We start from the raw sequence: 14,139 nt of genomic DNA, 5'->3' as shown, positions 1-14,139 counted from the left end.
ATTCTATTTGTTATAGCTTGTGAAATCTTTATGCTCACTTTTATATAGCTCTTCTTCACTTAAGCTTTTAAAGTAATTAAAGGTCACTTTCATACCTTCTTCCCTACCTACTTTTGGTTCCCAACCCAATAGCTTTTTTGCTAAAGAAATGTCTGGTTGACGTTGCATAGGATCATCAATAGGTAACGCTTTATAAATAACTTTCTGTTTTGTCCCAGTAAGTTTTATAATTTCTTCTGCAAACCCCCTAATGGTAATTTCATGCGGGTTTCCAATATTAACCGGATTGGAATAATCGCTCAATAATAATTTATAAATCCCTTCTACTTGGTCATCAACATAACAAAACGAACGAGTTTGCATCCCGTTTCCAAAAACAGTTAAATCTTCCCCTCTTAGTGCTTGCCCCATAAAAGCTGGGATAACGCGACCGTCATTAAGTCGCATTCTTGGTCCATACGTATTAAAAATACGTACAATTCTTGTTTCTATACCATGAAAGCGGTGGTATGCCATGGTTATAGACTCTTGAAAACGTTTTGCCTCGTCATAAACGCCTCTTGGACCTATAGTATTTACGTTTCCGTAATACTCTTCTGTTTGTGGGTGCACTAATGGATCTCCATAAACTTCAGACGTTGAAGCTATTAACAGTCTTGCTTTTTTTGCTTTTGCTAAACCTAATAAATTGTGCGTCCCTAAAGAGCCTACTTTTAGGGTTTGAATAGGAATTTTTAAATAATCTATTGGGCTGGCAGGTGATGCAAAGTGCAAGATATAATCTAGTGCTCCCTCGATTTTAATAAACTCTGTGATATCGTGATTTATAAAACTAAATTTTTGATTATTATCGAGGTGAGCAATATTTTTTTTGTCCCCCGTTATAAAATTATCCATACCAATAACACTGTGACCTTCTTTAAGAAAGCGGTCACATAAATGAGAGCCTAAAAATCCAGCTGCACCCGTTATTAATACTTTTTTTGAACCCATTATCTTCCTATTGATATATATTTGAATCCTTCATTTTCAACATCTTTTACATCGTATAGATTTCTACCATCAAAAATAACATGAGCATGCATTAAAGACTTTATTTTATCAAAATTTGGTGTTCTAAAGATACTCCATTCTGTACATATTACTAAAGCATCTGCCTTTTCAAGGGCTTCATACATGCTTTCAGCAAAACGTATTTTATTAGCTAGTTTACGTTTTACATTCGGCATGGCTTCTGGGTCGAATGCTGTTACGTTGGCTCCAGATGCCAATAAACTATCAATAATATATAATGCGGGTGCTTCACGAATATCATCTGTTTCTGGTTTAAAAGCTAAGCCCCAAACCGCTATATTTTTTCCTTTTAAAGTGTTATTAAAATGTTTTTCAATTTTGGGAATTAAAACCAGCTTTTGTTTTGCATTAACATTTATTACCGCATCTAAAATTTGGAAATTGTAGTTGTTGTCTAATCCTGATTTGTGTAGTGCTTTTACATCTTTGGGAAAACAAGAACCACCATAACCTATCCCTGGAAACAAGAAGCGCTTACCAATTCGAGAATCGGTACCCATCCCTATTCTAACCTTATCGACGTCTGCTCCCACCTTTTCGCAAAAGTTAGCAATCTCATTCATGAAGGTTATTTTTGCGGCTAAGAACGCATTTGAAGCGTATTTAGTGAGCTCTGCAGACTTTTCATCCATAATAATAATTGGATTGCCTGAACGCACATAGGGCTTATAGAGTTTTTCCATAAGTTTTATTGCTTTATCACTGCTTGCTCCAATAACAATTCGCTCCGGCTTTAAAAAGTCGTCTACTGCGAAACCTTCTCTTAAAAACTCTGGATTAGAAACCACATCAAAGGCGACGCTTGCATTTTTGGCGATGGCAGCTTGTACCTTTTTTGAGGTTCCAACGGGCACGGTGCTTTTATCTACAATCACCTTATACGCCGTCATTAATTTACCAATATCCTCTGCAACGCCTAAGATGTATTTTAAATCTGCAGAGCCATCCTCATCTTCAGGTGTTGGAAGGGCAAGAAAAATAATATCGCCATGATTTAGACCTTCTTCTAAGCTTGTAGAAAACTTAAGCCGGTTGGCTTTAATATTTCTATCAAACAACACGTCTAAATGCGGCTCATAAATAGGCACCTTACCAGCCTGCATTTGTTTTACTTTACTCTTATCTATGTCTATACACAATACGTCATTTCCGGTTTCTGCTAAACAGGTTCCTGTTACTAAACCGACGTATCCTGTGCCTATTACTGCTATTTTCATTGATAAATGATTCGGTATTTTATTTAATAAATAACTTAAACAATTTTTTTGTCAAGTCTTTCAAAGTCAGAGTTCATACTCAAAAATTCTGGCACAAGATCTTTCATTTTCAAAACAATTTCATTTTTGGTTCCTTCTTTGGCTGTTTCCGCTAATTCTAAAATCAATGTATTAACCTCTTCGTAATCATGACAATCGATTTTTGCAATCATTATTTTATCATTATAAGTTGGCAATGTTTCAGACGTATCGTTTAACAATTCTTCATACAATTTCTCCCCTGGTCTTAAACCGATAACCTTAATATCGATATCTTTATAGGGGGTAAAACCCGCGAGACGAATAATTTTTTTAGCCAAATCTATAATTTTCACGGCTTTACCCATATCGAAAATAAATACCTCCCCACCATTTCCCATGGCTCCCGCTTCAATTACCAATTGACAGGCTTCTGGAATGGTCATAAAATAACGGATAATGTCTGGATGCGTTATGGTTAAAGGGCCTCCTTTTTCTATTTGTTTTTTAAATAGTGGAACGACAGAACCATTAGAACCTAAAACATTCCCAAATCTGGTAGTGACATACTGCGTTTTTGAACTATTATCTATTTTTAATTTTTTTTGTAGCGCATGAATATAAATCTCTGCAATGCGTTTTGACGCGCCCATTACATTACTTGGGTTCACTGCTTTATCTGTAGAAACCATTACAAATTTCTCAGCCTTATATTCATGTGCTAAATCAGCAATATTTTTAGACCCTATAATATTTGTAAATACCGCTTCTGACGGATGGCTTTCCATTAAGGGCACGTGTTTGTATGCAGCTGCGTGGTATACAACATCTGGTAAATGTTCTTTAAAAACCTCATCTATAATCGTTTTATTCCTTATATCAGCAATAATGACTTCAAAATCAAGCTCTGGAAAATTATTCTTTATTTCCAATTGAATACGATACAGCGGGGATTCTGCTTGATCTATAATAATTAGTTTTTTAGGATTATAATTTGATACTTGCCTAGCAATCTCACTTCCTATTGAACCGGCACCTCCTGTAACTAAAACACATTTATTATAAATTTCTTTAGCGACTAATTTATTATCTAATTTAATGGGCTCACGCTCAAGGATGTCTTCAATTTGAATTTTCTCAATTTGATTAGACAGACTTTTATTGGTTTCTATATCTGATATTAGTGGCGCCCTAAAGACCTTAAAATTATACTCAATACAATTATCTATTATTGCAATACTTTCATCTTTAGTTAAGTTATTGTCTGCAATTATTAAAGCATGTGCTTTATGTGCCCTTAAGATAGTCGCCATTTTTCGCTTTAAATGAATTATTGGCAAACCTAATATTTCTTTACTCCTGTTTTTTCCATCTTTATCAACAAAACCCAGCACTTTATATCTTGATGGTTTTTCAGATTTTAGAGCACTAGCTATTGCTATGGCGTTCTCATCTGTACCATAAACTAAAACATTTAATTGATCTTCTTCATGTTGATAATTAAGATAAGTTTCAAACACTTGTTTTACCAATATTCTAAAAAGGAATAAGCCACAAAAGGATATGATAGCATATAATAGTATTTCTGAAAGGACGAATAAAGGCTCTTTTGTAACAAGATAATACGTAAAGTATATGGCTAAAACTGTAATTAGAGTAGAAACAGAAGCTAAAAAAAACTTAACAGCATCAATAAAAGTAGAATGCCTTATTAAGCCAGCGTAGGTTCTAAATAGAATGAAAAATAAGACATTAACGAAAATGACTATTAATTCTTGCTTAGTAGGAAAAAAAGAAAAATAGCTAATATTCTTCAAGCTACTTACTATAAGCTTCGTGGTCATTAAAGCAATGATTAAAATGATAGTATCAAAACATAAAATAGCCCAACGTGGTAAATAGTTTATGGTCTTGAAATCAATCTTTTTGCGACTTGATTCTAAGACTTGAAATATCGCTTGTTTTAATTTTTTAAGCATTTAGGTGATAATAATTCGATTTACAAATATCTTAATTATAATTACAATATAGAAATATAAGGTGGTAATACCTCTAAAACATGTTAAATTAACCTTGTATTAGCCTGTTTATTACTTTTGTAATTCGGTTTAAATCATCATGAACTAAATTAGACCCACTAGGTAAGCACAATCCCGTATTAAATAAGGTTTCACTAATGTTTGCACCATAATATGGCGCCTCTTGAAAAACAGGCTGTAAATGCATAGGCTTCCAAAGCGGTCTAGTTTCTATATTCGCTAGTAGCATATTATCATAAAGCGCTTCTCTGGTAAATGGAGCACGCTCATTAATAAGAATACAACTTAGCCAGTGGTTTGAAAACACTTCTGTATTAGATTCTCCTAAAACTGTGACGCCTTCAATATCTTTAAATATTGTCTTATAAAAAGCATTCATTTCACGTCTTAAATTAACGTGTTTATCAAGAACTTCCATTTGACCACGACCAATGCCCGCACTAACATTACTCATTCTATAGTTGTATCCTACTTGAGAATGTTCATAATGAGGTGCTTGATCTCTGGCTTGAGTAGCCAAAAAGATGGTGTTATCCTTTTTATCCTTTGTATTACATACCATAGCCCCACCACCAGAAGTTGTTATTATTTTGTTTCCATTAAATGATAATATTGAAAAATCTCCAAAAGTACCACATTTCCTCCCTTTGTAAGTCGAGCCTAAGGCTTCTGCTGCGTCTTCGACTAAAGGTATATTATATTCTTTTGAAATAGCTTTAATCTCATCCATTTTGGCAGGCATGCCATATAAATGTACGACAATGATGGCTTTTGGCTTGGTGCCTTTTTTTATTCTATCCTTAATTGCTCTTTCTAGGTGTATGGGGCACATATTCCAGCTCTCCTTCTCACTGTCAATAAACACCGGGGTCGCTCCTTGGTATTTTATTGGGTTTGCTGAAGCTGAAAATGTCATGCTTTGACAAATAACTTCGTCATTTAAACCGACCCCTAATTGTACTAATGCCAAATGGATGGCTGCTGTTCCCGAAGACAGACAAGCCACGTGTACCTCTTCATTTAAATACTTTTGTAAATCGTTTTCAAAACCTGTAACGTTTGGGCCCAGAGGCGCTATCCAATTCGTGTCAAAAGCCTCTTTTATGTAGTGTTGTTCTGTGCCACCCATATGCGGTGAAGACAACCATATTTTTGGATTCATAAGTTCTAAGTTACTGTTTTAATAATATATTTTATGTCTTTAAATAAAGAATAGGTTTTAATATATGCCTTATTTATTATTACTTTTTCGGGCCAAATAACAGTATCGTTATACGCCACAGGATCTTGTTGTTTTTCAAGTATATCTTCTTCATTTTTAAAATAAATTGACGCGGGACCAGTTATTCCTGGTTTTACAGTTAATATAACCCTGTCTTCACCGGTTAATTTATCGGCATAACCTTGAACGTCTGGTCTAGGGCCAACAAAACTCATGTTCCCAATTAATACATTAATAATTTGTGGGAGTTCGTCTAATTTATATCGTCTTATAAACCTACCTATTGGGGTTATCCTTTTATCTTGTCGTGATGTTACTGTTGACTCATTTTTATTATTAGAAGATTTCATCGTTCTAATTTTATAGATACTAAATGGCAGTCCTTTATATCCTATTCTTTTTTGAATTATAATTCCAGATTGTTTGGTGTCAAAAAAACTAATTACAGCTAGTGCTACCATTAGCCACCAGATGAGAAACAAGAGTATTGCTGCCAATATAAAATCAAAAACACGTTTTATTATTTTTTGGTTTTTTCTTAGCACTTTAGAGGGCTTTATTTATTTGATTTAATAAATTTTGCTGGAGATCCTACAACAATTGAAAAATCGGGAATATCTTCAAGAACTGTTGAACCCGCACCAATAATACACCATTTACCAATAGTGATTCCCGGGATGACATGGCACCCTAAACCTATTTGAGTCCCCTCTCCAACGGTTACATTTCCGGCTAACGCCGCATTTGGTGAAATGTGAACGTAATCTTCAATTTTACAATCATGCTCTACTAGCGCAGACGTATTTATTATACAATGTTTACCAATGGTTGAGTTGGGATTTACAACAGCGTTTGCCATCACAACAGTTCCCGCTCCAATAAAAACTTCTAATTTAGAAATAACCGCCTTTTCATGAATGACAGTAATGTATTTCGCCACAAATGATTGGGCAATTTTTTTTCTTATACTATTATTTCCAATGCTAATAACAACTTCCCTATCAGTGTTTTTCTCTGTACATGCATTAATTATAGGAATATGGTGTAGAAATTTATCAGATGAAAAATTGTCGTAAACACCCTCAATGTGATAATTTGTCGAACACTGAATGATATCGATTATAACTCTTGCATGACCGCCAGCACCATATAAAAACATACACTTAATTTTAGTTATTGAAAGCTTCCAATTGCTGAATTGAATTAATACCAACAATAGTTGTTAGTAACGATTTATGAGTAGAGATATACCTTAAACAATCGTCTATATTTTTTTTTACATCATCAGAGTTTTTTAATAATGCGCCCGCGTTAAAAGGTCTTATAGCAATAAAGGGATTGTTGGTCGCAAACTTAGAATACTCTTGTTCTTGTCTATTTAAATAAGAAATAATCCCATCTATTTGGCTAAGTTTTTCAACTTCTTCAGCAAAAGGAACAGAATATGGAAAGCTAAAAACAGATTTTATCTTGCCTTTTTGTTTCAAATTAAAAAAACAGTCTTCAATTTCTAATTCATAATTTTTTAAAGTATTTAATCGCTCTAAATCGTTAATTGGTTTAGATCTTAAAAGCCATTGTAACACATCTAAACACTCTACATTTAAATTAACAAGTTCTTGGTTTACCCGTTCCTCTAATAGTTTTGCAGAGAAGTTGGTGTCTTCAAAATGCGGAGCAGATAATTTAACGATATGTTTTATGTTTTTAGCACAACTAGTACGTTTTATCGCTTCGGTATATAACGGATAAGAACTGTATTCTATAGAGGAATGGTGTGTGTTTATTCCCGAGTTATATGCCGCTTCAATTAAATCCACTACTTCTCTCGTAGTTAGTGATTTATCGAAAAACCGCATCGTTCCTAAAGTAATTGAACTTAAGTTTAAAGTGGTTCTCAATTTTTCCACTTGAAACCCGTTTTCCAGATAAACCTATCGTTCGTTTTCTCTGCTTCGTAAGATGTACGCCCATGTAACACCAATTCATCCCACCACAAAACGGCTTCACCAGGATTTAATGTTACTTTTTCTACCATGTGTGAATGTGCGACAAAGTTTTCAAGAAAATCAAAAAACTCCTTATTTAAGGCTTTATTTTCCTCTGTTTCATCTGTGTCTACACAGTAGTAGTTATAATTAAAGTGAACTTGACCATCTGCTTTAGAATCGATTATTCTTTCTGTTCGCTCTTCATTTGCCTTCTTATATCTAACATCAGTGTTCTTCAACCGACTTAATAAATCGGGTACATTTTCTTCCATATATTTAAGCAATACCTTACTATCAATAAAAGTAGTAGCTCCGCCTTTTGCCGCCTTATTAACCCCATAAAACATCATAACGTCAGCAGGATTAGAAATATAAGATTCATCTGTGTGTAATGGTTGTGCATTTTTACTGTGTCTATATGCTGCCAAATCAGGAATATCTGCATCGTATCTAATTTCCAACCACTTTTCTTGTGTTTGTTCTCCTCCTTTTGTGAAATCTTCACCAATATTTATTGGGTCTCCTAAGTTATCTACGAAGACATCATAAAACGCTCTTAAGTCCCCCAAATACCATTCTGGAATAATTTTAATAACCTTGTGTTTTGCTAATACCTCTTTAACAATTTTCGCGGCTTCTATGGGATTATCTGTTCTTAATTTTACGTCTGTTATAAATTCCATTCTCTCTAATTTTTACCATTAAATTTAACTGTAGTCGCTTCACCAATTTGATTAACATCTGTAGGTTTTACAATTTTTAGCAAAGTTAAAAAAAGTATTTTAACATCAAGCAAAAACTGCTGTCTATCAACATACCAAATGTCCAATTCAAATTTTTGCTGCCAACTTATACTGTTTCTACCATTTACTTGTGCCCAACCGGTAATTCCCGGTTTTACTTCGTGTCTTCTTTTTTGGTAATCTGTATATAGTTCTAAATACTCAGACATAAAGGGTCTTGGCCCAACTAAACTCATATCTCCTTTTAATACATTTAAAAGCTGCGGTAACTCGTCTAAGGATTTCTTTCTAACAAAATTGCCTACTTTCGTTAACCTAAGGTCATCTGGCAATAATACCCCGTTGGCATCTAATTTGTCATTCATGGTTTTAAACTTAATGACACGAAATATTTTGTTGTTTTTTCCGCCTCTAGTTTGTGTAAAAAAGGGTTTCCCATCATTATTTATGAATAACAGAATAACTAGAATAATGAAAATTGGAGCTATCATTAATAGAATCAATAGTGCTGAAAAAAAATCTAATAATGGTTTTACTAAAGTTTTATACATTTTCTGTTTTTTTTACTACTTTAATTAGGCTCTCAAGATACTTTAAAGCAAGGTGTTTTCTTTCAAAATGAAGCTTAGCATAATTGTATCCATTTTGGCCATAAGCCGTATAGTTTTCAATATTAGCAATGTAATGTTTTATTTTACCGGCAATATCTTCTGCGTTTTCTGGTTCAACATAAATACCACATGCTGCCTCTTCTATAAGTTGCTTTGACACACCTTCAATAGCGAGCAATACTGGTTTTTTACAAGACATATAATCAAAAGTCTTATTAGAATAAATGGTTTTAAATGTGTCTACTCTTTTTAATACAGAAGCCCCCATATCTGAAGCTAAAATATATTTAAAAACCTCAGCCTTTGAAACTGGATCTCTAAAGATAACATTATCTAATTTTCTGTTTAAAACTTCTTGTTGTAGCATCTCTTTTTCCATTCCAGAACCAATTAATTGAAATACAACATGCGTCTCCGTCAATTTTTCTGCAGAATCAACCAACTGAATCAAATGGTTAGCAACACCATGAGCACCTACATAAGTAATTACAAATTTGTCTTGTAAATTTAATTCTGTTCTAAATTTAGTCGCATCAAAATTATTTTGGATGGTTTCTGCTAAAGTAAAGTCCGCAGCATTCGGAATGCATAGAATTTTATTTTCAGGTACGTTTTTCTTTGCAATTAATGTTGTTTTAAATGCTGGTGTTAGTACATTTATAAGTTTTGCTCTTTTATAAATAAAACCCTCAAACCAATACGCGAATTTAATAATTGCTTTGTTTTGTAAGACCCCTGTATCTATTGCTGATTCTGGCCATAAGTCTCTAATTTCAAAAACAAAAGGGGTTCTTTTCAATATGGAAAGGATATACGCTGTAATTCCTACAAAAAGTGGCGGTGAAGTAACTACGATGATATCAAAATCACCTTTTACTTTAAATAAACCTGCATAAATACTTGAAAAAACAAACGAAAAATAAGCCCATAATCTTCCTATGAAGTTTACGTTATAACTTTCAGACACATGACATCTAAAAACGTCGACTCCCTTATAAAACTGTTGGTCTGTGTGAAAATATTTACCTTTATACCGGTCGTTTTTCTTTCCCGTGGCGTAATGCACCATCCCAGCCAAAACACTTACCTCATGTCCATGGTTTGCCCAAACTTGAGTCATTTCATTAAAACGAGAACCTCCACCGTCATTTTTTTCTAAAAAAGCGTGATGAATTAAAAGAATGCGCATATACTAACTATCTATTATAATTGTAGTTTTAAAACTACTTTTAGCGGTTACAAAAGTAACCCTTATTGACTTTTCTTTTATACCATAATAACCAGAAAACCATTTTTCTTCTATTATGGGCTCTAATTTATGATTATCGGCATCAAAAGACTCAATTATAATACTGTCATGAAACTCTGGGTTTATATGCCAATATTGGTATATTTCTTTACCGATAACGTTTTCTATACTATCTATAACATTCCATTTATTTTCGCCTGTTTCTTTAGTAACACTTCGGTGATGAGAAATATTATTTCCTATATTTTTAAAGGCTTTTATTTTTCCTTTAAAGCTAAATGTAGTTTCGTTTTTAACTAAGGTGGCCTGAGCGTCTTTTACCCAATTATACCAAATAAAACGATTCCCTTTTAACATTTGGTTTTCGCCTAAAACACTTACGGTATTATGACCTTCACACCCATTGAAATAATTTAAATAGGCTTTTTCTGTATTGTATTTATAAGAGCCTGAATCTCTTAAAATATTTTTACCATTAACCCATATATCCATATGTAAATTATCGCTTTGAAATGGTCTGTCTTTGTATTTACCACATCGTATAAACGTTTTCACATCCTTATCCTGCATGATGTAGTAGCCGCCAATATTAAAGCTATTTGTTTCTTTTGGCGAAACATACTCTACAACTTCGTCTGTTTTTAAGCCATACCAAAAAGCACTCTCACTTTTAACAAAAGTGTTATTAACCAATGCCAACCTGAGGTCATTTAATTGTGATTTATAGTTCCTGAAATCGCAATTTGTTAGTTTAAAGAATAAAGCGCCATCATTTGACCCATAATTTGGAAGTTCTCCAGAAATTGGATCTAGACAAGTATCTAAAAAGTCTAAGGACTTCTTTGCTCTATCATAAACCACTGGTTTAAATTTGTCTTTATTTAATTTTGAAAGCTGCATTGCCCACGTTAGTAACTGTAAAACTACACGATGATAGTTCATGGAAAACTGGAGAAATGTACCATCTTTATATATTTGATATTCTATCTCTTGCTCGAACCATGCTTTGCCTTTAACACTCCACTTTTTGGTGTCTGTTATAAACGGAAATAGTTTCGCTGATAAATATAATGTTAGTGTTTCAGTAATCGCATGATTATTTCTTACTGCAATTCTTGAAAAATGAATATTCTTATATACGTGATGCAATTGCCAATAGATTGCATTTATTATTTTCTGAAATAAAGCATCGTTTAAATGCTCTGAATCTTTATAGTAATACAATGCAAATGTCCAGTTTAATAAGCGTAAGCTTATTTCTTGGCTACATTTATAATTTGGGCCTTGATTGATTGGGTTTTTTTCTATAAAGTCTTCAATTTCATTGAAAACTAATTGTGACTGGTCCTCTTCAAAATGATAATCATAACGAATAATATCAAATAAAAAGGAAAAGCGTGCTTTTTCCCACACAAATTTAATATCTCCAGCTTCAATAGAAATATCTTGAATTTCGCTCCAATGTTGTGAGCTGTTGTATTTGTGATTGGTAACGGGATTAGTCATCCAATCGTAATTTTTGCCTAAGTCAAATTTCTGTTTACTAAAAAAAGTAAAGCGTCCATTTTCAATCTCTTCAAAAGTCTTTTTTAATTTTTCGTCTTTTTCTCTAGGAAGGTTGTTTATATTTTTACCAAAGAAAAAAAAGGGCGGTAAATTTTTCCGCCATTCATCTAAAGTGATGAATTTTTCAAATTTAGGCTGGGTAGGAAACGCTATTTTTTGCCAACCTAATTTTGTCGAAATCGCGTAATAAGTTCTATATAAAACATATCGCAACCCCATGTTTTTCAATAGGTTGAAAACTAATTTTGTTTTTTGAATCATTCTTAAAATATTAAATAACCTATGTTATTTTACTTCGATCCATTGTCCTTCTTTTAAACTTTTTATAGCCGCAAAACTTGCTTTAGTCACGTTTATTAATTCATCATAAGGAATTAATTCTATACTTCCTTTTTTAAGCTCGCTTAGTATGGTTGCAAATTGTTTTTTATGACCTTTATCTAACTTTGTTTTTAACTTAGAAAAACCTTTTGTACCATAACCCGTAGTTTTAATAAAGTTATCCATGGTCAACGTCTTTTCTTGAGAATAGACTTCTAAACGCTCTTTTGAGTACGATTTTGCACCATTTGAAAAATAATTAATAACGCCTGTCGAGCCATTTTCTAATTTTACTAAAATGGATGCGTTATCGGTATTCTCTTCGGGATTTTCTCCTAAGGCATTCATACAAACTGCTTTAATTTTACTTCCTGTTAAGAAGACTATTAAATCCAAATAATGGCAAGCTTCACCTATTATTCGTCCTCCACCAACAGCCATGTCATGTACCCAAACGTTTGAAGGTATTGCCCCAGCATTCATAGTAGCAATGACATTCATTGGTGCATCTCCAATGATAGATTTCATTTTTTGTGTATGTGGAGAAAAACGTCTGTTAAATCCAATCATTAATGTTCCCTTGCTTTGTTTATAAGATTCTTCAATACTTTGAAGCTCTTCAGCATTTAAAGCTAGGGGCTTTTCAACAAAAACATGTTTTCCTTTATTTAACGCTTGTATTACCATATTGGCATGCAAGTTATGTCTCGTAGTAATCATAACGAGGTTAACCTCTTCATCATCTAAAACCAAGTCGTAATCCGTTGTGCTTTGTGCTATATTATGTTTTTGTGCTAAAGCTGTACCATTTACACCTCCAGAGGAAACAATATGCTTAATTTGCGCATCTGTACCTTTAAAAGCTGGTAATAGGGTCATTTTAGTAAAATTACCTGCCCCTATTAAACCGATTACCCCATTTTTAACTTCTAATTCTTTTTTGTTTACAACGATACTGTGTTCAGGAACATTATTTTCGTCGTATTTTAGTATAGACGCGATAGCTTTGGACTGCCCGATGTTGCCATAAATTTTATCGTAGTCCTCTAAAGGAGTGATATCTGAAATTAATTCTTTAACTTTTAATTTTCCAGTTTCTATAAGTTGTAATACCGTTTCAAAATTTCTTTTTTCTGTCCAACGCACAAATGGTAATGGATAATCTCTTCCTTTTTGTTCGTAATCATCGTCGTACCTACCTGGTCCATAGGAACAAGAAACTTGGAAGCTTAATTCTTTTTCATAAAAATCTGCTCTGGAAATATTTAAGCCAATAACACCAACGAGTACAATTCTACCGCGCTGTCTGCTCATATTTGCAGCTTGTGAAATAATATCATTTGACTTGGTAGATGCTGTAATAATTACTCCGTCTGCTCCAACATTATTTGTGTTCTCAAGCACAAATTTAACTGGGTCATTGCCCTTTATAGGATTAAAGGCCTGTACGCCTTTAGATTTGGCCATGGAGACTTTAGCATCGTCGAGATCGTAACCTATTACCTTACAACCATTCGCAATAAGCATTTCGGCTGTTAATAACCCTATTAAACCAAGCCCTATAACCACTATGGTTTCACCCATTGTTGGTTTCACCAATCGAATACCCTGCAAACCAATAGCTCCAATAACCGTAAAAGCAGCTTCCTCATCGGTTAAACAATCTGGTATGTGAGCTACTAAATTTTCAGGAATACAAACAAATTCACCGTGTTGTCCATTGGAAGCTACACGATCACCCATTTTAAAACTTGCAACTCCTTCTCCAACAGCAATTACTTTTCCAACATTACAATAACCCAGTGGTAATGGTTGCTCTAATTTATTAAAAACGGTTTCCAAAGTAGGCATTAGCCCCTCAGCTTTAATTTTATCTAAAACCATTTTAACCTTGTCTGGCTGTTGTCTTGCTTTTTGTATAAGTGACGCTTTTCCAAACTCTACCAACATGCGTTCTGTACCAAGAGAGACTAAACTTCTAGTAGTTCGTATAAGCACTTGTCCTCTTTTAACTTTTGGAGCAGGAACATCTGCAAGTTCTGTATTACCTGTTTTGAAAGACTGTAATATTTGCTTCATGAAAAATAT

The 14,139-nt window shown here is 33.5% G+C and carries 12 protein-coding genes; all 12 read right to left on the bottom strand.

Annotated features, from left to right (window positions below; all coding sequences use genetic code 11):
- Positions 1-3: 3 nt before the first annotated feature.
- The 12 genes from GQ46_RS10190 to GQ46_RS10135 all read right to left on the bottom strand — a co-directional run bounded on the left by GQ46_RS10190 (position 4) and on the right by GQ46_RS10135 (position 14,130).
- Positions 4-993 (bottom strand): UDP-glucuronic acid decarboxylase family protein, encoded by a 990-nt coding sequence (locus GQ46_RS10190; RefSeq protein ID WP_044401381.1) that lies wholly within the window; start codon positions 991-993, stop codon positions 4-6.
- Entirely contained in the window at positions 993-2,291 is a 1,299-nt protein-coding gene (locus GQ46_RS10185; protein WP_044401378.1) for a UDP-glucose/GDP-mannose dehydrogenase family protein, read from the bottom strand. The genes GQ46_RS10190 and GQ46_RS10185 overlap by 1 nt, the downstream gene beginning before the upstream one ends.
- 35 nt (positions 2,292-2,326) lie before the next feature.
- The gene (locus GQ46_RS10180) at positions 2,327-4,288 is read right to left on the bottom strand and encodes a nucleoside-diphosphate sugar epimerase/dehydratase (RefSeq protein ID WP_052503450.1); all 1,962 of its coding nucleotides are present in this window, start codon (positions 4,286-4,288) and stop codon (positions 2,327-2,329) included.
- Positions 4,289-4,376: 88 nt separating this feature from the next.
- Positions 4,377-5,510 (bottom strand): DegT/DnrJ/EryC1/StrS aminotransferase family protein, encoded by a 1,134-nt coding sequence (locus tag GQ46_RS10175; protein WP_082041741.1) that lies wholly within the window; start codon positions 5,508-5,510, stop codon positions 4,377-4,379.
- A 5-nt stretch (positions 5,511-5,515) separates the two neighbouring features.
- Complete coding sequence (locus GQ46_RS10170; RefSeq protein WP_044401371.1) at positions 5,516-6,115, bottom strand: sugar transferase; 600 nt, start codon at positions 6,113-6,115, stop codon at positions 5,516-5,518.
- Positions 6,116-6,126: 11 nt separating this feature from the next.
- A complete protein-coding gene (locus tag GQ46_RS10165) occupies positions 6,127-6,729 on the bottom strand; it encodes an acetyltransferase (RefSeq protein WP_044401368.1) in 603 nt (200 codons plus the stop codon).
- 10 nt (positions 6,730-6,739) lie between these two features.
- Positions 6,740-7,480: an aldo/keto reductase gene (locus GQ46_RS10160; protein ID WP_044401365.1), complete on the bottom strand. Its 741-nt coding sequence runs from the start codon at positions 7,478-7,480 to the stop codon at positions 6,740-6,742.
- Entirely contained in the window at positions 7,468-8,244 is a 777-nt protein-coding gene (locus tag GQ46_RS10155) for a TauD/TfdA family dioxygenase (protein ID WP_044401362.1), read from the bottom strand. The genes GQ46_RS10160 and GQ46_RS10155 overlap by 13 nt, the downstream gene beginning before the upstream one ends.
- A 5-nt stretch (positions 8,245-8,249) precedes the next feature.
- Complete coding sequence (locus tag GQ46_RS10150; RefSeq protein ID WP_044401359.1) at positions 8,250-8,855, bottom strand: sugar transferase; 606 nt, start codon at positions 8,853-8,855, stop codon at positions 8,250-8,252.
- Positions 8,848-10,104, bottom strand: coding sequence for a glycosyltransferase family 4 protein (locus GQ46_RS10145; protein ID WP_044401356.1), 1,257 nt, complete (start codon positions 10,102-10,104; stop codon positions 8,848-8,850). Before GQ46_RS10145 ends, GQ46_RS10150 begins: the two co-directional genes overlap by 8 nt.
- A gap of 3 nt (positions 10,105-10,107) precedes the next feature.
- Positions 10,108-11,991 carry a heparinase II/III family protein gene (locus tag GQ46_RS10140; protein WP_044401353.1) on the bottom strand — a complete coding sequence of 628 codons (1,884 nt, stop codon included), beginning with the start codon at positions 11,989-11,991 and terminating at the stop codon, positions 10,108-10,110.
- Between the two features lie 24 nt (positions 11,992-12,015).
- Positions 12,016-14,130 (bottom strand): bi-domain-containing oxidoreductase, encoded by a 2,115-nt coding sequence (locus tag GQ46_RS10135; RefSeq protein WP_044401350.1) that lies wholly within the window; start codon positions 14,128-14,130, stop codon positions 12,016-12,018.
- Between the last annotated feature and the right edge of the window lie 9 nt (positions 14,131-14,139).

The sequence above is a fragment of the Lacinutrix sp. Hel_I_90 genome, assembly GCF_000934685.1.
Lineage (GTDB): Bacteria > Bacteroidota > Bacteroidia > Flavobacteriales > Flavobacteriaceae > Lacinutrix.
The sequence above is the reverse complement of the archived record's forward strand: the minus strand, read 5'-3'. Positions and strand labels throughout refer to the sequence as shown.

Bases quoted from the DNA above. Each gene is read 5' to 3' on its own strand.
- GQ46_RS10175 (WP_082041741.1), bottom strand. From the start codon at position 5,510: ATGAATCCAAAAATATGGTTGTCTTCACCGCATATGGGTGGCACAGAA.
- GQ46_RS10135 (WP_044401350.1), bottom strand. From the start codon at position 14,130: ATGAAGCAAATATTACAGTCTTTCAAAACAGGTAATACAGAACTTGCA.
- GQ46_RS10145 (WP_044401356.1), bottom strand. From the start codon at position 10,104: ATGCGCATTCTTTTAATTCATCACGCTTTTTTAGAAAAAAATGACGGT.
- GQ46_RS10165 (WP_044401368.1), bottom strand. From the start codon at position 6,729: ATGTTTTTATATGGTGCTGGCGGTCATGCAAGAGTTATAATCGATATC.
- GQ46_RS10185 (WP_044401378.1), bottom strand. From the start codon at position 2,291: ATGAAAATAGCAGTAATAGGCACAGGATACGTCGGTTTAGTAACAGGA.
- GQ46_RS10180 (WP_052503450.1), bottom strand. From the start codon at position 4,288: ATGCTTAAAAAATTAAAACAAGCGATATTTCAAGTCTTAGAATCAAGT.
- GQ46_RS10150 (WP_044401359.1), bottom strand. From the start codon at position 8,855: ATGTATAAAACTTTAGTAAAACCATTATTAGATTTTTTTTCAGCACTA.
- GQ46_RS10140 (WP_044401353.1), bottom strand. From the start codon at position 11,991: ATGATTCAAAAAACAAAATTAGTTTTCAACCTATTGAAAAACATGGGG.
- GQ46_RS10190 (WP_044401381.1), bottom strand. From the start codon at position 993: ATGGGTTCAAAAAAAGTATTAATAACGGGTGCAGCTGGATTTTTAGGC.
- GQ46_RS10155 (WP_044401362.1), bottom strand. From the start codon at position 8,244: ATGGAATTTATAACAGACGTAAAATTAAGAACAGATAATCCCATAGAA.